The organism is Chryseobacterium sp. FH2 (assembly GCF_001045455.1).
Lineage (GTDB): Bacteria > Bacteroidota > Bacteroidia > Flavobacteriales > Weeksellaceae > Chryseobacterium.
In genome coordinates, this window is record NZ_LFNE01000002.1 from 419015 (window position 1) to 444633 (window position 25619).

The 25619-nt window shown below is 34.7% G+C and carries 23 protein-coding genes; 16 read left to right on the plus strand and 7 right to left on the minus strand.

The window, feature by feature from the left end; genetic code table 11:
- Nucleotides 1–51: 51 nt before the first annotated feature.
- Both ACM39_RS04755 and ACM39_RS04760 read right to left on the minus strand, forming a co-directional pair.
- A complete protein-coding gene (locus ACM39_RS04755; protein WP_048509868.1) occupies nt 52–1236 on the minus strand; it encodes an MFS transporter in 1185 nt (394 codons plus the stop codon).
- A gap of 199 nt (nt 1237–1435) precedes the next feature.
- The gene (locus ACM39_RS04760; RefSeq protein WP_048509869.1) at nt 1436–2053 is read right to left on the minus strand and encodes a hypothetical protein; all 618 of its coding nucleotides are present in this window, start codon (nt 2051–2053) and stop codon (nt 1436–1438) included.
- A 101-nt stretch (nt 2054–2154) separates the two neighbouring features.
- Here ACM39_RS04760 and ACM39_RS04765 point away from each other — a divergent pair, with 101 nt between their 5' ends.
- From ACM39_RS04765 to ACM39_RS04800, 8 genes are all read left to right on the plus strand, one after another.
- Nucleotides 2155–2985 (plus strand): CPBP family intramembrane glutamic endopeptidase, encoded by an 831-nt coding sequence (locus tag ACM39_RS04765; RefSeq protein ID WP_053073292.1) that lies wholly within the window; start codon nt 2155–2157, stop codon nt 2983–2985.
- A gap of 8 nt (nt 2986–2993) precedes the next feature.
- The gene (gene rdgB / locus ACM39_RS04770; RefSeq protein ID WP_185097448.1) at nt 2994–3581 is read left to right on the plus strand and encodes an RdgB/HAM1 family non-canonical purine NTP pyrophosphatase; all 588 of its coding nucleotides are present in this window, start codon (nt 2994–2996) and stop codon (nt 3579–3581) included.
- Nucleotides 3582–3726: 145 nt separating this feature from the next.
- Nucleotides 3727–4641, plus strand: a complete 915-nt coding sequence (locus ACM39_RS04775) for a ribonuclease Z (RefSeq protein ID WP_048509870.1) — start codon at nt 3727–3729, stop codon at nt 4639–4641.
- Between the two features lie 6 nt (nt 4642–4647).
- Entirely contained in the window at nt 4648–5418 is a 771-nt protein-coding gene (locus tag ACM39_RS04780; RefSeq protein ID WP_048509871.1) for a TIGR02757 family protein, read from the plus strand.
- A gap of 11 nt (nt 5419–5429) precedes the next feature.
- A complete protein-coding gene (locus tag ACM39_RS04785; RefSeq protein WP_048509872.1) occupies nt 5430–5960 on the plus strand; it encodes a DUF1003 domain-containing protein in 531 nt (176 codons plus the stop codon).
- Nucleotides 5961–6213: 253 nt separating this feature from the next.
- Nucleotides 6214–8592: a T9SS C-terminal target domain-containing protein gene (locus ACM39_RS04790; protein ID WP_048509873.1), complete on the plus strand. Its 2379-nt coding sequence runs from the start codon at nt 6214–6216 to the stop codon at nt 8590–8592.
- A 173-nt stretch (nt 8593–8765) separates the two neighbouring features.
- The gene (locus ACM39_RS04795) at nt 8766–12371 is read left to right on the plus strand and encodes a choice-of-anchor L domain-containing protein (protein ID WP_048509874.1); all 3606 of its coding nucleotides are present in this window, start codon (nt 8766–8768) and stop codon (nt 12369–12371) included.
- Nucleotides 12372–12480: 109 nt separating this feature from the next.
- Nucleotides 12481–14838 carry a T9SS C-terminal target domain-containing protein gene (locus ACM39_RS04800; RefSeq protein WP_048509875.1) on the plus strand — a complete coding sequence of 786 codons (2358 nt, stop codon included), beginning with the start codon at nt 12481–12483 and terminating at the stop codon, nt 14836–14838.
- Between the two features lie 89 nt (nt 14839–14927).
- Here ACM39_RS04800 and rsmA read toward each other — a convergent pair whose 3' ends face one another.
- Complete coding sequence (gene rsmA, locus ACM39_RS04805; RefSeq protein WP_048509876.1) at nt 14928–15698, minus strand: 16S rRNA (adenine(1518)-N(6)/adenine(1519)-N(6))-dimethyltransferase RsmA; 771 nt, start codon at nt 15696–15698, stop codon at nt 14928–14930.
- Between the two features lie 92 nt (nt 15699–15790).
- On the opposite strand from rsmA, the gene ACM39_RS04810 reads away from it, so the two are divergent.
- The 5 genes from ACM39_RS04810 to rluF all read left to right on the plus strand — a co-directional run bounded on the left by ACM39_RS04810 (nt 15791) and on the right by rluF (nt 19427).
- Nucleotides 15791–16690, plus strand: a complete 900-nt coding sequence (locus tag ACM39_RS04810; RefSeq protein WP_048509877.1) for a cell division protein FtsX — start codon at nt 15791–15793, stop codon at nt 16688–16690.
- A 2-nt stretch (nt 16691–16692) separates the two neighbouring features.
- On the plus strand, nt 16693–16992 hold the full coding sequence (locus ACM39_RS04815) for a DUF3098 domain-containing protein (protein WP_048509878.1): 300 nt from the start codon (nt 16693–16695) through the stop codon (nt 16990–16992).
- An 88-nt stretch (nt 16993–17080) separates the two neighbouring features.
- A complete protein-coding gene (locus tag ACM39_RS04820) occupies nt 17081–17899 on the plus strand; it encodes an undecaprenyl-diphosphate phosphatase (RefSeq protein ID WP_048509879.1) in 819 nt (272 codons plus the stop codon).
- Between the two features lie 41 nt (nt 17900–17940).
- On the plus strand, nt 17941–18642 hold the full coding sequence (gene truB / locus ACM39_RS04825; RefSeq protein WP_048509880.1) for a tRNA pseudouridine(55) synthase TruB: 702 nt from the start codon (nt 17941–17943) through the stop codon (nt 18640–18642).
- Between the two features lie 62 nt (nt 18643–18704).
- Nucleotides 18705–19427, plus strand: coding sequence for a 23S rRNA pseudouridine(2604) synthase RluF (gene rluF / locus ACM39_RS04830; RefSeq protein ID WP_048509881.1), 723 nt, complete (start codon nt 18705–18707; stop codon nt 19425–19427).
- A 17-nt stretch (nt 19428–19444) separates the two neighbouring features.
- On the opposite strand, the gene ACM39_RS04835 is transcribed toward rluF, so the two are convergent.
- Nucleotides 19445–20749: a helix-hairpin-helix domain-containing protein gene (locus ACM39_RS04835; RefSeq protein WP_048509882.1), complete on the minus strand. Its 1305-nt coding sequence runs from the start codon at nt 20747–20749 to the stop codon at nt 19445–19447.
- Nucleotides 20750–20944: 195 nt separating this feature from the next.
- Nucleotides 20945–21310: a helix-turn-helix domain-containing protein gene (locus tag ACM39_RS04840; RefSeq protein WP_048509883.1), complete on the minus strand. Its 366-nt coding sequence runs from the start codon at nt 21308–21310 to the stop codon at nt 20945–20947.
- A 137-nt stretch (nt 21311–21447) separates the two neighbouring features.
- Here ACM39_RS04840 and ACM39_RS04845 point away from each other — a divergent pair, with 137 nt between their 5' ends.
- Together ACM39_RS04845 and ACM39_RS04850 are read left to right on the plus strand one after the other, a co-directional pair.
- Nucleotides 21448–22863 carry a hypothetical protein gene (locus ACM39_RS04845; RefSeq protein ID WP_131701409.1) on the plus strand — a complete coding sequence of 472 codons (1416 nt, stop codon included), beginning with the start codon at nt 21448–21450 and terminating at the stop codon, nt 22861–22863.
- 22 nt (nt 22864–22885) lie between these two features.
- Nucleotides 22886–23380 carry a hypothetical protein gene (locus tag ACM39_RS04850; RefSeq protein WP_131701410.1) on the plus strand — a complete coding sequence of 165 codons (495 nt, stop codon included), beginning with the start codon at nt 22886–22888 and terminating at the stop codon, nt 23378–23380.
- Nucleotides 23381–23908: 528 nt separating this feature from the next.
- Here the strand turns inward: ACM39_RS04850 and ACM39_RS04855 are convergent.
- Nucleotides 23909–24253 (minus strand): MerR family transcriptional regulator, encoded by a 345-nt coding sequence (locus tag ACM39_RS04855; RefSeq protein WP_048509886.1) that lies wholly within the window; start codon nt 24251–24253, stop codon nt 23909–23911.
- A 161-nt stretch (nt 24254–24414) separates the two neighbouring features.
- Between ACM39_RS04855 and ACM39_RS04860 the strand changes: the two genes are divergently transcribed.
- The gene (locus tag ACM39_RS04860) at nt 24415–24945 is read left to right on the plus strand and encodes a GNAT family N-acetyltransferase (RefSeq protein WP_048509887.1); all 531 of its coding nucleotides are present in this window, start codon (nt 24415–24417) and stop codon (nt 24943–24945) included.
- On the opposite strand, the gene pdeM is transcribed toward ACM39_RS04860, so the two are convergent.
- The gene (gene pdeM, locus ACM39_RS04865; protein ID WP_048509888.1) at nt 24933–25577 is read right to left on the minus strand and encodes a ligase-associated DNA damage response endonuclease PdeM; all 645 of its coding nucleotides are present in this window, start codon (nt 25575–25577) and stop codon (nt 24933–24935) included. The two genes, ACM39_RS04860 and pdeM, sit on opposite strands and share 13 nt — an antisense overlap.
- Between the last annotated feature and the right edge of the window lie 42 nt (nt 25578–25619).

Consider the following 25619-nt stretch of genomic DNA (forward strand, 5'->3'; position numbering starts at 1 on the left):
AGTTGCAAAAATCGTGAATTTTGTCGAATCCTGAAAATCTGTTTTTTTAATCTAATTCTTAAGATACTTTCTATCCAGTAAAAAAGCCAGCCCAAGTCCCACAAAAACCATTGCTGCACTAAACGGGAAAATATATTTCATCCCGCAAATATCGGCTACAGCGCCAATTAACGGTCCTGCAACTCCCAGAGAAAGATCAATGAAAAGTCCGTATCCAGCCAATGCAGAGCCCTGACTGGAAGGAGAAACGCTTTTAATGGCAACAACACCCAAAGCCGGAAAGATTAATGAAAAGCCTAAGCCTGTAACTCCTGCTCCTAAAAGTGCCATTTGTGAATTGGCAGCAAAAGCAATGATTAAAAGTCCGAGAGTTTCAACCAGAAGACATGCAATCGCCACTTTTATTCCTCCATAATTATTAATCACGTTACTAAAAACCAATCTTCCTGCAACAAATAATCCTCCGAATACACTTAAACATAAAGCTCCGTTGTTCCAGTGAAAATAATTGTAATATAATGTTATAAAAGTCGAAATACTCGCAAAGCCAAGACCTCCCAAAGCCAGACAAACTCCAAAAGGAGCTACTTTTCCCAATACATTCCAGAAAGATTGAGAATCCTGTGGATTGATATTGGTTTTATTTTCTTTGGTTTTAGCAAAAAGAAAACCCAATATTCCTAAAACAACAGATAGGATTCCAATTCCGTAAAGACTGAATTCATGTTCGATGGTAACTCCTAAAGAAGCTCCGACTGCTAAAGCTCCGTAACACGCAACACCGTTGTAAGAAATGATTTTTGCGGTATGTTTTTCTCCAACTGCCATGATTGCCCAGTTAATCGGGCTTGCGCCAATCATTCCTTCAGCACAGCCTGTGAGTAAACGTGTAACCACAAGAAATGAAAGACTGATAAATGGTGAAAGTCTAAAATAATACGCTATTATTAAAAAAATACCTGTCAAAGAAAAACTTATCATGCTGAATAAAACGGCAGGTTTTGGACCTTTCCCGTCAATTATTTTTCCTGAATAGGCTCTCAGAAAAAAAGTAGAAACGTATTGTAAACTGATTACCAGCCCGGCAACAACTAAGCTAAAACCTAAATTTTTATTAATAAAAATCGGAAGAACAGACAGAGACAATCCTATAATGAAATATCCTACAAAAGTAAAACATACATAAGTAAGCAAGGATAAATTAACATTCTCTGACCGATTTACTAAACTATCCATGTGAAAAAATTAATGTGCAAAGTTACTCCATAAAAATAGCCTGAAAGAGAATTAACCTTAAAAAAATATAAATTTTAAAATTGATTAAAACGATTGCATAATGAACTTACCCAATAAAAAAAGTATATAAATAATACCCACGGCAAGAAATGCTAATACAGTCAGAAAAATAGGGTCTCCTTTTATTGTTTCGCATCTTTTAATCAGGATTAAGATGAAATGTATTCAAAGCATATTGCTGAATTTTCAAATCGGGACGAAAAATTTGTATGCCTTTCAGAAAATGTTGATATAATGCAAATCTGTTTTTTAACGCGTAATATTCCCAATGAAAACTCATGATTTCCTGAATGATTTCACCGGAAGAATTCTTTCTGTGAATTTTCAGAACGGTTGTTGTTACGGGTTTGTAATTGATATAAACGCTTATGTCTGGTTCATAACCATTGGATTTGCATAATTCTGAATATAAAAATTGTCGAAAAATTTTATTTTCCGGAGTAAAAATGAAAGCTCCTTTATCATTCACAATTATTTTCAATAAATTTTTCTTTCTTGCAGTAAGAAGATAGTTCGCTAAAAAAATACTTCCTCCCAGGCTTGTAATTTCCATCACAATCAATCCCCAAAATTGTGTGGCTTTATTAGTTAGGTAATTAAGAAAACCGTACTCGTAAAATTCTAAAAAGGGCATAATGGCGAGAAAACTTAGGCATAAAACGGCAAACCAGGCTAAACTAGCCCCAAAATTAGTTGTCAGTTTATTGATTTCGGATTCCATTGTTGGAAATTGCTTTTCTGTATTAATTTTTTTCATGAAATATAGTGGTTTGGCGAAAATAAGTAATTTCCTTTTTTTAGTTGCTTAAGCCTTGCAAAAAAATTATCTTTGTTTTTAAATAAACTTTAATTAAAAGTATGGAAAACAGCAAATATCCAAAGTTTACATTCACATGGCTTGGAGGGCTCACTTTGTTGGCGGGATTGTTTTTGGGGACGATGCTCGTTTCTTTTTTTAATGTTTTCTGGATGTTTACTTTCAAGGAAAATCTTCAATATAAAGATTGGTTTTTCATGCTTTCAAATGCTGTGGGATTCGTAGCCGCCATTGCTTTTTTTGATTTTTTTATCGTAAGACGAACAACGGGGAAAAAACTTAATTTTAATTTTTCTCCCACCAATTTTTATACTTATTTATTGATCTTTCCTTTAATGATTGGAATGATGTTCATTGCAGAATTTATCACCTCTCAAATTCCTACAACGGGACTGTTTTTTGGAAAATATTATGAATTTTTCTCTCAATTGATGAATCAGCTGACTGATGATCCTGTTGTGATGATTATTACAGCGGTAATTATGGCTCCGGTTTTTGAAGAAATTATTTTCAGGGGAATTATTCAAAAAGGACTAATAAATAAAGGTGTAGAGCCCTGGAAGGCTATTTTGTATGCCTCATTAATTTTTGGAGTGGTACATGCCAATCCCTGGCAATTTGTTGGCGCAGTTTTATTGGGTTGCATATTAGGTCTGGTCTATTTTAAAACCAAATCTTTATTATTACCAATGCTGCTGCATGGTTTCAACAATCTGTGTTCTTCTTTATTAATCACTTATACTAAAAATGAAAGTTTTGCAGATGCTTTTAAAGTTTCTGAATGGATAATATTAGCAATCGGGATTGTAGTTTTTTCTTTATTTTACTATCTTTTTATGAAGAAATATAAAGTACATTATTCTGAAATTTAAATTTAAAAATGAAAACGAATATGGAGTTATTGGTAGCAACACACAACGAACATAAAAAAGAAGAAATTCAGCAGATTTTAGGCGATGATTTTGTCGTAAAAAGCCTGACTGACTATCATATTCATGAAGAGATTGTTGAGGATGGAAATTCGTTCAATGCTAACGCTCTGATTAAAGCTAAATACTGCTTTGAAAAAACAGGAGTCCCGAGTTTGGGAGATGACAGCGGTTTGGTTGTTGAATCTTTAGACGGAAGACCCGGGATTTTTTCTGCCCGCTATGCAGGCGATCATGATTTTGCTAAAAATATAGAAAAAGTGTTGGATGAAATGAAGGATGTTGAAAACAGAAAAGCTTATTTCATCACAGTTTTATGTTATTATGATGAAAACGGGGCAAAATATTTTGACGGGCGTGTTCATGGAGATTTACTGACTGAAAATAAAGGCTTCAAAGGTTTTGGATATGATCCTATTTTTGTACCCGAAGGTTATAATATGACATTTGCACAGATGGAATCTCAAGATAAAAATAGAATCAGCCATAGAAAGCAGGCATTGGATTTGTTTTTAGACTTTTTAAAAGTAAGGGATTAAGTTTAGTAGGATTTATTCTATAATTTATAGACTGGGTTGTGCGCGTTAAGACAAAAGAAATAAGAGTCATTTATGAAAAAAATCGTGCTTTTTATATTTAAACTTAAATGTGTCGTACATTTGTCGTCATTATTAAACTATTGATTTGAGTACTTATTTAACGATATTAGGCTTTAATTCGGCAATTCCGACAATCAATTCTTCGCCGACAGCTCAGTTGTTGGAAATAGAGGAGAGGCATTTTCTGATTGACTGCGGAGAAGGAACTCAGGTTCAGCTGAGAAAAGCTAAAGCAAAATTTTCGAAGATAAATCATATTTTTATTTCTCACCTTCATGGTGATCACTGTTTTGGTCTGCCGGGATTGATAGCGTCTTTCAGGCTGTTGGGAAGAGAAACTCCACTTCATGTTTATGGTCCGAAAGGAATTAAAAAAATGCTTGAAACGATTTTCACGATCACGGAAACACATCGTGGTTTTGAGCTGATTTATCATGAATTGGATAAGGATTATTCTGAGAAAATCTATGAAGATAATAGAGTAGAGGTTTTTACGATACCTTTAGATCACAGAATCTACTGCAATGGTTATCTTTTTAAAGAAAAACCGAAAGACCGGCATCTTAATATGAAGGAAATCGCTAAGTACAGTGAAATAGAAACTTGTGATTATCATAATATTAAAGCCGGAAAAGACTTCGTTTTAAGTGATGGCTATGTCCTTGAAAATGAAAAATTAACAACTGATCCCGAACCTTCGGTTTCTTATGCATTTTGCAGTGATACAAGATATCTGGAAAGTGTTATCCCGATTATTAAAAATGTCACGGTTTTATACCATGAATCTACATTTTTACATGATTTAAAAGAAATGGCAGATTATACAGGGCATACAACAGCTTTAGAGGCTGCGAGAATTGCACAGAAAGCTCAGGCCGGGAAACTGATTTTAGGCCATTTTTCTAACAGATATGCAGATTTGACAGTGTTTACAGATGAAGCGAGAGAGATTTTTGCCAATACTTTTTTGCCAAAAGCACTTGAACCTGTGAAAATTTAATTTTTTATGCTAAAATTTGAAGAACTAAAAAACTTCTTAGACGAAAAAGCTGATCAGTACAATCATCCCGATTTTATTGAAAATGATCCGATACAGATTCCGCATCGTTTTTCTTTGAAGCAGGATATTGAAATTGCAGGTTTTCTGGCAGCTACAATCTCTTGGGGAAACAGAAAATCAATCATAAAATCTGCTGAAAAAATGCTCGATATCATGGGAAATTCTCCCTATGATTTTGTACTGAATCATTCAGATAAAGATGTAAAGGAAATCCGGGATAAAAGTATCCACAGAACTTTTAACGGAGAAGATTTTACGTATTTCATTAAACAATTTAATCGAATTTATAAAGAAAACGAAAGTCTGGAAGGTTTATTTAAAGTAAATGCTCCGGAAACTAATTTTCAAAATGCTATTGAGCGGTTCAGAAGCAGTTTTTTAGAAACTGAAAAACACAGAAGCCACAAACACGTCAGCTCACCTTATAAAAATTCTTCTGCCAAAAGAATCATTATGTTTCTTCGATGGATGGTCCGTAAAGATAAACGTGGCGTAGATTTTGGTATTTGGGAAAATATAGATCAAAAATATCTGTCGGTTCCGTTGGATGTGCATACCGGGAATATTTCAAGAAAATTGGGACTGATTTCCAGAACACAAAATGATTGGAAAACGGTGGAAGAGTTAGATTTTACTATTAGAAAGTTTGATGGAAATGATCCTGCAAAATATGATTTTGCATTATTCGGATTGGGTGTAACTAAAGAATTATTTTAAAATAAGATGAGATGAAAGCACAAAGTGAAAAATTAGAATTATTAGAAAAAATAGCAAACGGTATCACATGGTGGATTGGCTCTATACCTTCACTTATTGCACATACTTTATTTTTCATTATTTCCTTTCTTTTACCTATACTAAAGCTTGTCGAGTTTGATAAAATGCTTCTTATTCTTACGACGGTTGTTTCTTTAGAGGCTATTTACCTTGCTATTTTCATTCAGATGTCGGTAAACAAAAGTCATGAAAAAATTGAAGACATTCAGGAAGATATCGAGGAAATCAGCGAGGATATTGAAGATATTCAGGAGGATATCGAAGAAATCAGCGAGGATATTGAAGAGATTAACGAAGATATTGAAGATATCCAGGAAGATATTGAAGAAATCAATGAAGAAGAGGAAGATGAAGATCATAGTGAACGAGCTAAAAATGTAATGATAAAAAGCAATATAAGCTCAAATAAAAATGAAATTAAGGTTTTAAAAGATAAAATTCAAGAGCTTCAAAATATGATTGATGAACTTAAAAAAGAATAGCGTACAGATTCCGGATTGTTTGTATTTTTTATTTTTTGATGAAAACAGACTGGATTTGTAAAAAAAATCAGGAAATAATTCTGTTGAATTTAAAAAGACTAGTTATTAATTAGTCTTTTTTTGTTATTATAAAGATTAAAATCGGATTAAAATAAAATTAGAATGTAAATAAATTAGGTTATTATTGTTAATAATGTAATTTTGATGATATTTTAATTTAAAAAAATAGTATTTTTGAACAAACAACAACAAAATGTTAAATTATAGACTAAAAAATTACCTTTTATCTTTACTGACGTTGGCTGTTTCTACTTCAGTATTTTCTCAAAGAAAACCACCTAAGAACATTGTAACTTCGGTAAATAATAAAGCAGGGGTTTTTATAGATGTAAATGCTGCTGGTTATGCACCATCTGGTTACAGTGCCGAACAGCTTGTAAAAGACATTCTTATTAATGGGGGATCGACTTGCTCGGTTCCTAATGTAACGAATGTGACGGTAACACCTAATCAGCCACCAAGTAATAATGACAGGTTTTGGGGGTATTTCCACAAGGGAACTACCAATTTCCCTTTTACAGACGGTATTGTTTTAACTACGGGATATGCTAGACAGGCAGGGAATGTTGCTTCTGGCGTAACAGCTTCTGTTACTGGAGCAGGAATAAACGATCCGGATCTATTAGTGGCAGTTCCTAATCCTAATCCTGCTTATGATTATAAAGACAATGTAATGTTGGAGTTTGATTTTGTTCCTAATTCTAATCAGGTAAAGTTTAATTATCTTTTTGCTTCGGAAGAATATTCTTATGATTATCCATGTCAATACTCAGACGCGTTTGCTTTATTGATTAAACCTGTTGCCGGAGGTCCTTATGTGAATGTGGCTATTTTGCCGGGAGGAGCAGGGCCTGTAAGTATGACAAATATTCACGGAAGTATGCAGGCAAATGGTACTACACCATTATCATGTCCTGCAATCAACGAGGCATATTTTGCAGGATATAATTCCGCCTCTAATATTGTAACAAACTATGAAGGAAGGACTGTTCCTCTGACTGCAGTTGCAGACGTTACGCCAGGTGTTGCTTATCATTTCAAAATGATTTTATCCGATTACAGAGATACAAGTTATGACTCTGCTGTATTTATTGAAGGGGGATCTTTTGATATTGGTATTAAAATCGTTGACGGAAACGGAGTCCTTTTACCAAATGAGATAAAAATGTGTGATAATACTCCGCAAACTTTGGTAGCGCAGGTTTCTGCTGTTCCGGGAATGACGTATCAATGGTATAAAAATGGAGTAGCTATCAATGGAGCTACCAGCGGAACTTATGTGGCAACCTCTCCCGGTGATTATGAGGTGAAGGTATCTGTTCCGGGTAATAATTGTCCGGGATCTGCTGTTATTACTATAGTAGGAGGAACTACGCCAACTGCTCAAAATGCGGTAATGAAGCTTTGTGCAACGCCTTCAAATAATACATTTAATTTAAATGATGCTAAACCGTTAATAAGCACAACTACAGGAGCTGTATTTAAATTTTATCCAACTCAGGCAGGAGCTCAGGCTCAGGACAATACTTTTATTCCTGATGCTAATTTAGCTACTTATAACGGAACAGACGGGCAGGTTTTATATGTTGTGGTTTCAAATGGTGCATTTTGTAGTAAGATAGTTACCTTAACTTTAAATAAAGAAGATCTTCCTATAGCCCAGGTAAATGCACCAAGATTGAGAATCTGTTCAGGAGAATCTGTGGTGTTAACTGCCTCAGGGGGTGTGACGTATCAATGGGGAGATACTTCGAATTCCGGTCCTGTAAGAACAGTAAGCCCAACGCAGACAACTACTTATACAGTATATGCAATCGGGGCTCAGGGATGTAAATCTACCCAACCGGCAACGATTACAATCGAAGTTGTTCCTGCTCTTACTTCAGGTTTAAAAGGAGGAATGATTTGCGAAGGTGATCAGATTACTTTAGACGCAGGTCAGGGACCTGGTTATACATATATTTGGAGTACAGGAGATACATCTCAGACAATCAGTGTAAATACGCCGGGCGCATATACTGTAACAATTACAAATGGAGTTTGTACTAAAGATTATACAACACAGGTAGTAAGAGCTGTTATTCCTGAAATCATTAAAGTTGATTATAAAGATAGCGGTGTCATGATGATTACAGCAAGCAATCCTAGTAACGGACCTCTTGAATATTCAATAGATAATGGGGTTACATGGCAAAACTCTAATGTGTTTACGAATGTTCCTAAAAATATTGTAGTTTCTATTAGAGTAAGAGTAAAATTTACAAGTTGTGTAGGATTCTTAGAATATTTCACATTTGTAATGCAGAATGTAATCACTCCAAACGGTGATAATGTAAATGATATAATTGATTTCAGAGGAGTAAGTGATTACAAAGATTTCAAAGGAGTGGTGTTTGACCGTTACGGAAAAGAAGTTTTCAAAGCTAGCCAATTAACACCTTATTGGGATGGTTTCTTCCAGGGGAAACGTCTTCCTACAGCCTCTTATTGGTACCAAGTGACTTTTGAGGACCCTGCAAGTAAACAGACAGTAGTGAAAACAGGCTGGATTTTATTGAAAAATATAGAATAAATAATAAACAGATATTTTAAAAAGACTAACAATTTGTTAGTCTTTTTTTTGTTTATACTATAAAAGTAAAATTAATATTTTAAGATAAGTAAACATATATTAGTAATAATACAATTTGCTTTAAATTAAATTTAAATCAAAAAAAATAGTATTTTTGTTTAAAATAATATAAAATGTTAAATAGGGGTACAAGAAGTTTATTTTTGGCTTTATTTCTGGCTTTTATAAGTAGCTTCGCCTTTTCTCAAAATAGAAATAGCGGTAGTATTAAAAAACCTACATCATCTACAATGAAAGCTGGAGCTTTCATAGATGTTAATACTGCTGCTTACCCGGAATCTGCTTACAGTATTACTCAATTGGTAAAAGATGTTCTCATTACAGGAGGTTCTACATGTACCACTGCAAATGTGAGCGGTGTAGGCGTTTCTCCTAATTTATCAGCGAGTGATCAGGGCAGAAGCTGGGGATTTTTTAATAAAGGAACTACTTCTTTCCCTTTTGAGAAAGGAATTGTGCTTATGACAGGCCAGGCAAGAAAGGCGGGAAATACTTTTCAGTCAGGCCAGCTAAATGACGGTCTTCCTACAGGTGGTGATACGGATTTGGCAACCGCTTTGGGGGTTAATAATAATGAGCTTCATGATGCTACTTATATAGAATTTGATTTTGTTCCGACTTCTACGGAAGTTACATTTAGATATTTATTTGCTTCAGAAGAGTACGAAGGAAATTTCCCTTGTACAATAGGTGATGGTTTTGCTTTATTGTTAAGGCCGGCTTCAGGGGGGCCATATACCAATCTTGCTGTTTTACCGGGTGGTGCAGGACCTGTAAGTGTTACCAATATTCACCCTTCTACAAAATTTGATGGAGGTCAGATGAATTGCCCTGCTGTAAACGCTGCCTATTTTGGCGGATATAATACGACAAATATCCAGACAAACTTTAGTGGACGTACTGTTCCCTTAACTGCAAAAGCTACGGTAGTACCTGGCCAGACGTATCATTTTAAAATGGTTTTAGCTGATTATCAGGATTCAAACTATGATTCAGGAGTCTTTTTAGAAGCAGGATCATTTAATATAGGCGTTAAAATCCTGGATCCGGCCGGAGCTCAGCTTCCGCCATCAGTTAATATGTGTGATAATACTCCTCAGACTTTCACTGCTTCCGTGCAAGGTTCTGGTGCTACATACCAATGGTTATTAAATGACGTTCCTATTGCAGGACAAACAGGAGCAAGCTATACAGCAACACAACCGGGGGTTTATACCGTTCAGGTTTTCTTACCGGGAAATACCTGTCCGGGAACGGCAAGTGTTACAGTTGTTGGTGGGACTTCTCCGACTGTTCAGAATTCGACACTCACGACTTGTTATACAGCGGGGAATGCTGTTTTTAATTTAACCTCAGCTCAGACATCCATAAGTACGACACCGGGAGCGACTTTTGCGTATTATGTAAATCAGGCTGATGCGGTAGCAGGAAACGGAAATACAATTGCTGCGCCTACAGCATATTCAAGTGCGGGAAATCAAACGATTTATGTTTTGGTTAAAAACGGATTCTGTTCAAAAATTGCGGAACTGCAACTTATAAAGGCCCCTCAAATGACAGTATCTATTGCTCCGCCAACAGTATTAACCTGTACAAATTCACAAATAACATTAGATGCTTCTGCTTCGGTTTATCCTGCGGGTTCTACATTTAGCTGGACAACAGCAGGAGGAAATATTGTGTCTGGGGCTGATACTTTAAATCCGGTTGTAAATGCGGCAGGAACTTATACTTTAACAATTTCAAATATATATCAACCTGGAAATTTAACTTGTACCACTTCCGGAACCGTAACTGTAACAGGAAACAGCGCTCCCCCAACAACGGGGTTGACAGCAAGTAAAATATTAATCTGTGCTGGTGAATCTGTGGTTTTAACCGCTTCGGGTGGTGCCACTTACAATTGGGTTGGTTTACCGGGAACCGGTAATACTCAAACTGTGTCACCTACCACTACTACAACTTATACAGTAACAGCAGTTGGCGCAAACGGATGTGTTTCACAGAATCCGGCAACGATTACCATTGAGGTTTCACAGCCTATTACTGTGCAAGATGCTTCAATACTTAAATGTTATCAGCAGGGAGGAATTACTTATGATTTAACTTCAGCCCAGTCTCAAATAACAACACCTGCCCCGGGAATTACATTTGATTATTATGTCCTTCAGGCTGATGCCAATGCAGGAAATGCGAATACAATTGCTACTCCAAATGCATTTGTAAGTCCCGGTAACCAAACAGTATATGTTTTGGTGAAAAATGGAGGTTGCCACTATGTAGTAGCTTTACAGTTATTAAAAACAGCGGATACTACTTTAACAATTGCTGCTCCGCAAACGATAACTTGTACAACGGCCCAGGTTACATTAAACGCTTCTGCTTCCGTTATTCCCACAGGATCTACAATTCAATGGACAACAGCAGGCGGAAATATTGTTTCTGGTGCTAATACTTTATCCCCTGTAGTAAATGCAGGTGGAACTTATACTTTAACGGTAACGAATGTTACCCAGCCACAAAACTTAACGTGTACTTATTCCGCAAGTGTAACAGTCGTGGAAGATAAAGTAAAACCTGTAACAACAGTAACTTCTTCTCAGGTTCAAATCTGTCCGGGTGAATCTGTAACCTTAACAGCTTCAGGCGGAGCAACCTATACTTGGGGAAATGGCCTTACCGGAACAGGAAATACACAAGTTGTTTCGCCAAATAATACTACAACTTACACAGTAACTGCAATTGGGGCGAACGGATGTGTTTCTGCAAATCCTGCAACGGTAACTGTAATTGTTGGTCCTCCGGTAGCAGTATTGGCAGCTTCAAAAACTAAAATATGTGCAGGAGAATCTGTTACGTTGACTGCCAGCGGTGGCGTTACTTACGAATGGGTTGGTTTACCGGGAAATGGAAGTACACAGGTTGTAACACCAATGACAACGACAACTTATTCTGTTTTTGCTTTAGGTGGGAATGGATGTAAAGTAAATACACCAACTTCAATTACTATCGAGGTTGTACCGGCGATTGTCTCCACATTGGAAGATGTTTATGTTTGTGCGGGAGATTTCGGAATATTAGATGCAGGAGCCGGACCAAATTATACCTATGTTTGGAGTAACGGAGCAACAACGCAAACTATTTCTACGAATGTTCCGGGAACTTATTCAGTGACAATAAGCAATGGGGTTTGCTCAAAAGTATTCTCAGCTCAGTTGTTAAACCCGGATTTACCACAGTTTACCAATATCACTTATGAAAACCACGTTCTTACGCTTACAGCTTCAAATCCTACAGGTGGAGTATTAGAATACTCTATTGACGGGGGTGTCGTTTGGCAAAATTCTAACGTATTTTATAATGTTTTGGATAATACTAATTATAATTTAATGGTAAGAGTGGTAGGTGCCAAATGTAGTACGTCTTTAGACTATTTTACATTTGTTGTGAGGAATGCTATCACCCCGAACTTTGATGGTGTCAATGATGAGGTAGATTTTACGGGTGTTAGTACTTACAATAATTTTGCGGCGTCTATTTTTGACAGGTATGGTGCGGAAGTATTTAAAGCTTCCAAGGGTAACACTGTCTGGAGAGGATCTTTAAAAGGAATTAATCTTCCTACAGGTACTTATTGGTATAGAGTACAGTGGGAAAATCCGGCAAGTAAGAAGCTTGAGCTTCGTTCGAGTTGGATACTGCTTAAGAATAGAAACTAATAAAAACAAAGCCTTTCAAATTTGAAAGGCTTTGTTTTTTAACATAAAAAAAGTAAATATATGTGTGATATATTCAAAAAAAAATTAAATTTGTTGAAACAAAAGTATTATGAGAAGATATCTACCGTTTTTTTTCTTTTTCCTGGTCAGTTCGACTTCTTTATTCTCGCAAAACACACCACCTAGAAAACCCCAAGTAAAAAAGCTTTCAGCTTCTACTGCAAAGGCGGGTACTCTTATTGATGTAAATGCTCCCGGATACAATGAATCGAATTTTACAATGGAGCAATTAGTTAAGGATGTATTAATATCATCAGGAACAAATTCATGTATCACCCCTAGTGTTTCTAATGTTGTGGTAACTCCAAATTTACCGGCCAGCAACTCTAATAGAGCTTGGGGATATTTTCATAAAGCATCAAGTAATTTTCCTTTTAAGGATGGAATTGTATTGGTAACAGGAAAGGCTAACCGCACAGGAAATATACCGGAAACCGGCCTTAGTGACGTAGTGGGTACAGGTAGTGATCCAGATCTTGTTGCGGCAACTAATCCAAGTAAACCGTTAAATGATGCTGTAATCCTTGAGTTTGATTTTGTTCCTACATCATCTCAGGTAAAATTTAATTATTTAATGGCTTCTGAAGAATATACATCGGATTATCCTTGTGGATATGCAGATTCATTTGCTTTGTTGATTAGACCTTCTTCAGGTGGTGCTTATACCAACATGGCGGTATTGCCAAGCGGAGCAGGTCCTGTAAGTATTACAAATATTCATCCCCTTATTCCTGGTATTTTTGGATGCCCTGCTATAAACGAACAATATTTTGAAGGATACAACCCACCAATTATTGATACAAATCTTAATGGTAGAACAGTTCCTCTTACTGCTACAGCAACAGTAGTTGCAGGGCAACAATACCATTTTAAAATGGTAATTGCTGATGCAGGAGATACAGCTTTTGACTCTGCAGTATTTTTAGAAGGAGGATCTTTTAATATCGGAGTAGATTTATTAGATCCAAGTGGTGCTACTTTACCGGAAGAAATCAATGTGTGTGACAATGTACCACAGGTAATCACAGCCTCTGTAAACGATCCTAATCTTACATATCAATGGTATCTTGACGGTGCTGTTGTTCCAGGTGCTACTACTAACACGATTACTGCTGTACAGCCTGGAAATTATGAGATTGAGGTTATGGTTCCTGGAAATCCGTGTCCTGGAAAAGCCTCAATTAAAATAAACGGAGGAACAACACCATTGGCTCAAGATGCAACTTTATTACTTTGCAGCACACCAGATATTACAACTTTCGATCTTAGCCAGGCAATGCCTCTGATTAGCCCTACACCGGGAGCTGTTTTCCATTTCTATGAAAATCAGGCTGATGCTCAGGCCCAAAATAATAATTATATTACCAATATTTTAAACTATAATGGTAATGATGGACAGATTTTATATACTGTAGTTTCCGACGGAGATTTTTGTAGTAAATTAATAGAGTTAAAATTATTAAAAGAACTTACTCCCACAGCTCATATTACTTCTACAAGGGTAAAAGTATGTCCGGGAGAATCTGTGACATTAACGGCTTCAGGGGGAAATACATATTTATGGGGTAATTTCTCAGGCACGGGGGATACTCAGACTGTTACTCTAAATCAGACAACGACATTTACAGTATATGCAATCGGGCAGAAAGGATGTAAATCTTTACAGCCGGCAACGATTACTGTTGAGGTTACACCAGAGCTTACAAGCCCTCTGAAAGATGTAGAAGTTTGTTTAGGAGACAGGGTGACTCTTGATGCAGGAGCTGGACCGAATTATAAATATCTATGGAATACAGGTGCTACTACACAAACAATAGATGTGGACCAAATGGGTATTTATACAGTAGAAATCGACAATGGTTACTGTAAGCAAATCTTCTCTGCAAAAGTAATGGCTGCTGCGATACCTTACTTTACTAATCTTAGTTATGACAACAACCATAATTTGACAGTAATAGCGGCAAACCCTCCAATCAATAATATCACCGGAGTTTTAGAATATTCTATTGATAACGGAATTTCCTGGCAGGAATCAAATGTATTTACAAACCTTCTTGATAATACAAACTATACACTTTTAGTAAGAACAAAAGGAACTTCTTGTGTGGGAACTATTGATTTCTTCACATTCAAAATAACAAATATCATTACTCCTAATGATGATGGTGTAAATGATAAACTAGATCTTACATCTCTCGGAAGCTTCAAAAACTTCACAGGTTCTATCTATGATAGATATGGAGTGGAAATGTTCAAATTCTCAAAAGAAACACCTGTCTGGAACGGTACAGTAGGAGGCAAAAGATTGCCAACAGGTACGTATTGGTACAAATTCAATTTCAACTATGACAAATCAAAAGCTAAGTTGGAGAGATCAGGTTGGATTTTATTGAAAAACAGAGAATAATCTCAATTGATAATGCAAAACAAAAAGCCTTTCAAACTGAAAGGCTTTTTGTTTTTTTTTACTTAGCTCAATAATATTTGAATAAAATACTATTGATTTTCTTTCCAGAGAATAGTAAAGTTGATGAAGTCGGCAACGCTCAGTTCTTCAGCTCTTTTATCCATAAATTCGTGGGTCTTCAAGGCTTCAGGAATATTTAATATCTTTAAGGCATTAGACAGCTTTTTTCTTCTTTGGTTGAATCCGGTTTTTACAATTTGCTTAAAAAGTACTTCATTTCCGGCTAAACCCTCTTTTGGATTTCTTGTTAATCTGATAACTCCCGATTTTACTTTTGGAGGAGGATTAAATACATTTTCATGGACTGTAAATAGATACGAAGTATCATAATAGGCCTGAACCAAAACAGAAAGAATTCCATAATCTTTTGTTCTCGGAACTGCTGCAGTTCTTTCTGCTACTTCCTTTTGAAACATACCGACCATTTCAGGAATAAGCTCATAGTGATCAATGATTTTAAACAGAATCTGCGAAGAAATATTATAAGGAAAATTACCGATAACGGCAATCTGCCCTTCATTAATAAAGTTGAAATCCTGTTTTAAGAAATCTCCTACAAATGTATTTTCAGTAACACTTGAATAGTTGTTTTTCAAGTATTCGATAGACTCGGTGTCTATCTCTGCAAGATAAATGTTTTGGTCTTTTTCCAAAAGATATTTAGTAAGAACCCCCATTCCGGGACCTACTTCCATAATATTCTTGTAGCCTTCAAAACTAAGACCTTCTACGATTTTTCTTGCGATGTTTTCATCAGTCAAAAAGTGTTGACCAAGATGCTTTTTTGCTTTTACACTCAATGTTTTTTATGATTTTATTAACAGTGATTTTCTCTTTTTCGTTCCCAAATTTCGGAAGTTTTTTTCTATTTTAGCCAAAAATTTTAATATTAATGGCGAAATCTGTAGATGAGTTTAATAAGAAAAGGCTTAGGTCTAGCAATATTACAGTAGTAATAAGTATTGCCTTAGTGTTATTTTTGTTAGGATTGATGGGGCTTATTTTAATTAATGCCCAAAAATATTCTGACTATATCAAAGAACAGCTTGTGGTAAACGCTTACTTTGATGAAAACTATGATGCTAAAGATTCTGTAAAAATTGCAAAAATGGAAGCTGAAGTATTGAAAGAAGTACAGGCTTTGGGTCCCGTAAAAAAAGCGACTTACATTTCGAGAGATATGGCAGCAAAAGAAGCTAAAAAAAGTATGGGAATCGACAGCGATGCGCTTTTTGAGGAAAATATTTTTCCATCATCTATAGAAGTTGCTTTGAAACCTGAATATGTAGATCCTGCAAAAATTGACGAGGCTATAAAAGTAATAAAAGCTGTTCCGGGAATTGTTGATGTAAAGAATGACAGTACTTTGATGGTAGAAGTTTACAACAACCTGAGTAAAATTTTAAAATGGATTTTAGGTTTCTCCATATTATTCCTGGTTCTGGCGGTTGTTTTAATTAATAATTCCATCCGTCTGAAAATTTTCTCAAAAAGGTTTATCATTAAAACTATGCAGCTGGTAGGTGCGAAGAGAAGATTTATATTAAAACCTTTTATTGTGGAAGCTGTTATTTTGGGAGCGATTGGTTCTGGAATCGGGCTTCTTGCGCTGTTTGGAGTTTGGTATTACTTTACGAGCCAGATTGGTTCTGCATTCGTACAGGATAATCAGCAGTATTTCTGGCTGGTTTTGCTTATACTTGGTGTAGGTATTTTTATTACGGTTTTAAGCACAGTTGTTGCAACCTGGAGATTCTTAAAATCAAACGTTGACGATTTATATTACTCTTAAAAATGAGCAAAAAAACAAATAAATTTTCCGCAGAAAATTTTGGTAAGAAAACTGCCGAAACTACACAGGAAAGTACTTTTTATTTTGGACAGCAAAACTTTAAATGGATGCTGATAGGTTTAGCATTTATCGTGGTAGGCTTTCTTTTAATGATGGGCGCTGACGCCAATACAGTAGATGGAAAATTTGATGCCCATTCCTGGAATGACGGGATCTTTTCTATCCGCAGAATCAGAATTGCACCTTTATTTGTTGTAATTGGTTTTGTGATTGAAGTGTACGCAATTTTAAAAAGAAAATAATAATTTTTTATTTTGAAGATTAAGAAATGACGAAATTTAGATCTATCTGAATTTAGCATTTCTTAATCTTTAAGTTTTTATACATACTATGGATTTAATCAAAGCAATTATCATTGCCATTATCGAGGGTCTTACGGAATACCTTCCCATTTCTTCAACGGCACATATGGGTTTCACTGCAAATCTGATGGGTTTACCGGAAAACGAATTTTTAAAAATGTTTCAGGTTTCCATTCAGTTTGGGGCAATTTTGTCAGTTGTGGTGGCTTACTGGAAAAAATTCTTTGATTTAAATAATCTTAAATTTTATTATAAATTGGCTTTTGCAGTTATTCCTGCATTGGTTTTAGGGTATTTATTGGATGATAAAATAGAGGCAGTTTTAGGAAATCAGATTGCTATTTCATCGGTTTTAGTTATTGGCGGAGTCGTTTTATTGTTTGCGGATAAATGGTTTAAAAATCCAAAAATTGACGATGAAAAAGGAATTACAATAAAAAAAGCTGTGACGATAGGATTTTGGCAATGTCTTGCCATGATGCCAGGAACGAGCAGAAGCGCGGCTTCTATTATCGGAGGGATGGCTCAGGGATTGACAAGAAAGGCAGCGGCTGAATTCTCTTTCTTTTTGGCGGTTCCTACAATGCTGGCGGTTACTGTATATTCCGTTTTTGTAAAAACTTGGGGTAAAGAGACGGCAAATCCGCAGAAAGGGTACGAGATGATAATGGCATCACAGGATCATATTACTATTTTTATTGTTGGAAATGTGGTGGCATTTATTGTAGCTTTAATTGCCATTAAAGCATTTATCGAAGTTTTAAATAAATATGGCTTTAAGCCTTGGGGATGGTATCGTATTTTCGTGGGAGTAGCTTTATTAATCTATTTTTACTGGTTTAAATAAAATTTACATTTTCATCTCACCATACTCATCACTTATCATCTATGACTGCTGAAGGCTTACAATCAGGACACATATTTTTATTGGATAAACCATTGGATTGGACATCTTTTCAGGCGGTCAATAAAATGAAATATAAACTCAAAAAAGAGTTTAATTTACCTAAAAAATTTAAAATTGGGCATGCCGGAACTTTAGATCCAAGGGCAACAGGGCTCTTAATTGTTTGTTGCGGGAAGTTTACCAAAAAAATTCCTGAAATTCAGGATGCCTCCAAAGAGTATTGGACTGAAATAAAAATTGGAGCTCAGACGGAATCTTACGACACCGAAAAGCCCGAAATTTTACATCAGGAAATTTCACATATTACCGGGAATTTGGTAAAAGAAGCTTTAGAAAAATTTGTTGGAGAAATAGATCAGAAGCCACCGGTATTTTCTGCAATTAAAATTGACGGTAAAAGAGCTTACAATCTTGCCAGAGCAGGTGAAGAAGTTGAAATGAAATCAAGAAAAACAACGATTTTTTATATCAAAGACGTTGAAATTAATTTTCCTCACGTAAGTTTTACAGTGGGGTGTTCAAAAGGGACTTATATTCGAAGTTTAGCTCACGATATCGGGCAGGAATTAGGAGTCGGAGCTTATCTGACACAATTGAGAAGAACAAAAATCGGAGATTATAAGATTGAAGATGCCACAAGTGAATTTTTAAAAAATGATTTCAGATTTGAAAATTTATTATAAAAAAAGCTACTTTTAATTATTATTTTTCAAGAGTAAAATTATACAGGTTACGGAGAAGATTAATGGAAAAAACACGTATCAATAAATATTTATCAGAAGTCGGATACTGTTCGAGAAGAGCAGCAGATAAGCTTTTGGAGGAAGGCAGAATAAAGATAAACGGGCAAATTCCTGAGTTGGGGACAAAGGTTTCCGATGAAGATATTATAGAAGTGGACGGAAAACCTATCCGCGAGCCGGAGGAAAAACATGTATATCTTGCTTTCAATAAACCTGTTGGGATTGTTTGTACCACCGACACAAAACGTGAAAAGAACAATATTGTTGATTACATTAATTATCCTAAAAGAATCTTCCCGATCGGCAGGCTTGATAAGCCAAGCGATGGTTTAATACTTTTAACGAGCGATGGCGATATCGTGAATAAAATTCTCAGGTCAAAAAACAATAACGAAAAAGAATATTTGGTAAGAGTTGATAAGCCTATTACTCCAAAATTTCTTGATAAAATGCGAAACGGAGTTCCGATTTTAGATACTGTTACAAAGAAATGTGAAGTGGAAAAAATTGATGAAATGAATTTTAGGATAGTTCTTACGCAAGGCTTAAACAGGCAAATCCGCAGAATGTGTGAATATCTTGGGTACGAAGTAAAAAAGCTTAAAAGAATCCGTATTATGAATATCAAACTAGATCTTCCGGTTGGAAAATGGAGGGATTTGACGGATGAAGAGCTCACTGCTTTGCATAAAACTCTTGAAAACTCAAGCAAAACATTTGAATAGTTTATAAGAGTTATAAGTTATTGTAAATAAAGTCTCATTTTTGCTTCATATTCAGGTTTCAGCTTTAAAAGTTTCCATATTTTTTTATCATCAGGATTACTGATTCTGAAATAAATTATTTTGTCGGCCGAATATTTAAAATAAGGGTGGTTTTTGAGCCATTCTTCCGGTGCTTCGGCTAAAGTATATTTTGGTATATCAGAAGTATTTAATGGGCAAATAGAAATTAATTTCTGAACTAAATCCTTATCAATATTATAGGTGTCCAAAATCTGTTCTTTATTCACAAATCCGCCTAATTTTTTCCTAAAACCAAGTATTGATCCGGCGCTTTTTTCGTCAAGGCCAAATTCTAAAAGCTGCTTAAACGTGATCGTGTTCAAATCTGTTTTTGAAAAATCTGTTTTCTCCTGCTTAATCCCGAGTTTTTTATTTTCTGTGCTGTTAGCAGTTGTTGTCGACGGGTTTAATTGTATATAAGGTTTTAATTCCTCAAATTTTTCGGCAGAAATAACAAAGCACTTACGAATATCCTCTAAATCTTTGAAATTACCTTTTAAATTTCTGTCCCGATAATTTACAATCACTTTTGCCTGGTTTTGTGTAAAACCTAAAGCTTGCCAATCGGTAATAGTTGAAGTATTAGGGTTAAAAGAATAATACCGGATTTTAGGCTTTTCGTTATGATCATTATGAGCGAAGCTCTTAAAATTGACAGGGGTTTTTTCCGGAAGAAGCAGATAAAATGCTAATTTTTTATAATTCTCATCACTTATTATAAAACATTCTTTGAATTTTTCTTTACTGACAAAACTTCCTCCAAGATAATTTTTATACTTTAAAATAGCCTCAGCCTGTTTTTCGCTAAAGCCCATTTGTAACCAATCGTTTGCAGATAAATTATCAGGATTGAATTTTTGAGAAACAGTAATTTCTTTTTTATCAACGTTCTTGAAATTGCCTGATTGTGATGCTTTGTTATTGTCGGGTAAGAGAATATAAGACTCCAGTTCTGAAAATTTTTCATCAGAAATGGCAAAGCACTTTCTTAATTGTTCTTTAGAGATGAATTTTCCGCCCACAACCTTTTTATAATTAAGAATTGTTGACACCTGTTTTTCTGTGAAACCTAGATTTTGCCACTGTTTCCAGTCTAGATCGTTGGGATCAAAAACAGACAGGTGTAAAGAAGGAGTATTTTTCGTAATGAATTTCACACCAGAAAAATCTTTCTTGTTTTTACTTGTATATTGCTGGAAAGTAAATAAAATAATCAACAGCATTCCCATGAATGCCAATTTGCGATAATAGTTTTTTCTCATCGCTGTAAACTTAATAAATAAACCCAAACAGGGCAATGAGAAATCTGAAAATCGGTAGTTTTTACATATGAAATTGAAATTCAGGTTAATAAAATAAATAAATAGTAAAAAAATGCCTGTGATTTTTTAGTATTTATACAAAAGAAAAAGCATCTCAAGAGATGCTTTATTATATATGACCTGATAAAAGTCAGATTACTTTTTGTTTTCAATAATACTTTTTAAAAATAAAATTTCATTGTCTTTATCCTTAATTCTTTGTTCGTAAAGCTCAATGAGTTTTTCGGACAGCATCGTGATTGTGCCTATATTTGTATCAACATTAATTATTCCTTCATTTTTATCAACATTATTAATATTTGTCTTAGAATCATCCAAAATATCATTAATATTCACATCAAGCTCCTGGGCGATTTTATTGAGAAGAATAGAATTAGGAACACTTTTATCAGATTCTATACTGGAAATGGTAGTTTGAGCAACATCCAGACGGAATGCTAAATCTTCCTGTGATAAGCCTTTTGCTTCCCTGTATTTTCTTACTTTACTTCCTATACTCATTTTAGCATTATTTTGCTCAAAAATAGCAATATTTTGCTAATAACAAATCAGAATTAGGATTAGTTTTGTCAAATACCAATCACATATAGGTGATTAAGAAAAAAATTATATATTTACTAACGTAAAAAACACATTCAATGATGAAGAAAAATTTAATTCTTCGGCTGATGCTGATAGCATCTGCCTTTACTTTGCACTCCTGTGTACACGATGAGATTATAAGCTCAGTGGATCCTCTATCCAAAGAATACCATTCTAAAAGCGTTTTCAAAGAAGATGAGAAGTACATTAAAAACGTAATGCAGGTTTATCAGGAACATGAAGCTGACATCAAAAAAACAAATGGCACTCCACTTTGGGATTATGCCATGACGATGGGTCATTTTGATGAAAGCTTTCTTATCGTACCTGTAAGTGATGGAGGCAAAATTATTTCCTGTCTGCAGGTTCCCAGGAATGGAGATTATATCAGCTTCAGAACTGACAATGATTCGGAGCATATCAGGTTCTTTCAGGGTTATACTACATCGAAACGAAGACAAGCTCTAAAACAAGAGCCTGTTTCCTTAGCAAGTTCGAAAGGGCTAAAAGAGTGCAGCTTTACGGCAATATCTATGTGGTATCCTGATAGTGAGCAGTTTCCTGACGGAGCAGGACATTGGGAAACACAGTATATTACTACATGTACAGAAAACCCGGGAGATGGGGGTGGCTGTTCCGGTTATTATAATTCAAATGGAAATTGTGTCCCTTTAGGATATGAACCTCCTACTTATCCTTATCCGGGAGGAGGGGGAGGAGGTATTCCTAATCCACAGCAAAACCAAGACCCCTGCCAGAAAGCACAGGCTTCTATTACAAGTGCGAATGCTATCTATAAAAATACAAATGTAAAGACAAAAATGGATGCATTCTTAAAAGGAAAAATCTCAGCAGAGCATGAATGGAATATAGCTATTGAGCAAAAACCGAATGGCACCATCGATACAACCACACCTAATGAAGGAGGCGGAAGTACTTCTACCGCTGATCTTTCGCAGATTACAGGTACATATATCGGGAATGGCCATTCTCATGCAGGAGGAAGAGGAAATCCTTCTGGAGGTGACTTGTATGGAATGTTTGAAAAAGTTCAAAATTATCCAGGTTATAAATATAGCTTTGTATATGGTGATAATTTTGGAAGTCCGGATATTTACGCATTAATCGTTGATGATAAAAGTTTAATGTTAGCTTTTCTAAGCCAATTTCCTAAAAATATAAATTATGATGAACAGAGTCATGGTATTAAAAGAAACAGCTCTTTAGGTCAGGAGTTTTATACTGCTACAGAACATTTTTCATCAGGAAGAAATGAAAATTCTTCAGGGGTAGATTATGAAAGTAGAGCAATAGGTATGGCATATATTTTGGAAAAATTTAATGCAGGTATGAGTATTGCCAAAGCAGATGCTAATGGAAATTTAAAAAAAATAAACGCAAAGATACAGCAAATAACAGTTTCTGGAAGCGGAACAGTAAAAGAAGGTGTAAAAGTATCAGAATGTCCCTAACAATAATTAAATACAAAAAGTAATGAAAACAATGTTTTTTAAAACCATTTTAATAATAAGTCTATTCATAATAAAAAACTATAGTGCACAGAATGTTAACGATTACATAGCGTTTTATAATGTGACAGCTCCAAAGCTAAATAGTATTGCAATAAATAAAGCTCAATATTATAATCAAAATTTTTCAAATTTTTATAGCGATCTAGTGAATAAAAACCTTCTAATTACAACAATTGGAGTTCATGGTAAAACTGACACGAGTCCTCAAAATTATATCCTACACCTAAATTTCTCAGACGATAATATTTGGAGTTTTGCATCAGATAATAAATTTCAATACCCATCGATCTGGATAACTTTTGAAAATGAAATATCTAATCAAGTAAATGTTGCTATAAAACAAAACTATGGAGAATGGAACAATACTTTGACACAATTATTTTCTAATATGAAGATAGTGAATATAGAAATAGCAGGTGCTAATGGATATAACAGTACAGATTGGACTAGTAAATAGAAATATTTAGCTATTTTAATGGTTATTCATTTCTTAAATGGCAAATAATGAAAACAATATTTTATAAATTTTTATTTATCATAAGTTTATCTTCTGTATATATGTGTAAAGCACAAATAGAAAGTGATTATATTAATTTTTACAATAATATAGTTCCTAAACTTAATACAGTCGTTCCTTATAAAACTCAATTTTATGGACAAAATTTTTCAAGTTTTTATAATGAATTATTAAGTAAACAAATTAATGTTGTATAGCTAAACTATGATTATAAAACCGATCCAGGAATAAAATATTATATTTTAGATTTATTTTTTGAAGACTCAGGAATGTGGTCTTATAGTTCCTAAACTTAATACAGTCGTTCCTTATAAAACACAATTTTATGGTCAGAATTTTTCAGGCTTTTACAATGAATTAGTAAATAAGCAGATGAATGTTGTGAGATTAAGTTATGATTACAAAACAGACCTGATGAATTATTATAATATCAAGCAGAGTCTGTTTTGTAAAATAAAAGAGATTTATTTATTCAGAATCCGGATTTGCTAAGGATTCTTTCAACTTTAAAAGTTCAGCTTTTACAAACTCCAGCCTGTCAATCAGAGTAACGGTTTCAGAAATTTTGCTGTTGGTCGTCAAAGCAACACGGGCTCCGTCCAGGGTATATCCTTTTTCCTTCACCAGATGATAAATCATTTGCAGGTTCTTGATATCTTCAGGAGTGAAATACCTGTTGCCTTTTTTGTTTTTTTTAGGTTTAATAATAGGGAATTCCTGTTCCCAATATCTTATTAATGAAGTATTTACATCGAATGCTTTGGCAACTTCTCCTATGGAATAATATAATTTATCAGGTAAATTTATCTTCATTTTTCAAATCCTAGAATTCAAAGATAAAATTTTTTGAGATTTAGGGCAAATGAATGGGGTGTTTAACGAATAAAATTCCTCTTTAAAATTAAATAAATCCCGATTAAGTCTTAATTTTGTAACAGACAGCAAAAAGAATGAGCAGATAAATTATTTAGTAAATGACATCCATAATAATCAACAAGGCAGGGCTGAATGATCTTGAAACAATTCAGGCAGTCGGAAGAGAAACTTTTTATGAAACTTTTGCAAAAGACAATCCGGAAGAAGTCATGAAGCAGTATTTGGAAGAAAGTTTTACTTCGGAAAAATTGAAAAGCGAACTAACAAATGCTGATTCCCAATTTTTTATCGCCTGGGAAGAAGATAATCCGGTTGGCTACCTGAAAGTGAATTCAGCAAACGCACAGACCGAACTGCAGGATGAAACGTCCCTGGAAATCGAACGCATTTATGTAAAGAGCAGCCATCATGGAAAAAAAGCAGGTCAGCTTTTGTATGACAAAGCACTTGAAATTGCTCAGCAGCAAAAGAAAAGATATATATGGCTAGGAGTTTGGGAAGAGAACTTGAGAGCTGTAAATTTTTATAAGAAAAATGGTTTTGTGGAATTTGATAAACACATTTTCAGGTTAGGAGATGATAAACAAACGGATCTGATGATGAAAAAAGTTTTAGATCAAATCTCATAAATTTCAGCATCCGTAAATACATAGAATCTTCCTTTTTTGGGCAGGTTTTTTGTATCCAGCCCTGTGAATTCACTGAAAGCAGGAAGTAAAAGCTGATGTTCTGTTATTACAAAACAGGGAAGCTTAATGTTTTTTACAGAAGAATTAATAACAAATCCGGGATGAATGTGCCCCGTAATCTGGAGCTTAGGTTGATTTTTCTCAAAGTCATGAATGAAAATAAAATTATCAATGATGAATGATTTCTCTTTAAAATTTAAACATAATTTAGACTCCAAAGCCTGGGAAATTTTATCGTGATTTCCTTCTATCAAATAAAATTGTAAATCAGGATATTGGTTTCTCCAGCTGCAGAATTCATCAACATCCGAATTATCTCCCGCATGAAGTAAATCACCGACGACGATAAACTTTTCAGGTTGAAAATATTCAATCAGGAAAGATAATCGATCCAAATCACTTTTCATAATATGATTTGCCAAAGCAATCCCGTTTTTACGGAAATGGGCTGTTTTCCCGATGTGCAAATCTGACAATATCAGCGCTTTTTCTTGCTTCCAAAATACAGCCCGTTGATTGGTCAACGTGAAAATTTCATCTTGAATTTTTATATTTTTTGTTGCTATATTCATTGATCATAATTTTTTGTCATTCTTATGGAGAATCTGTTTGTA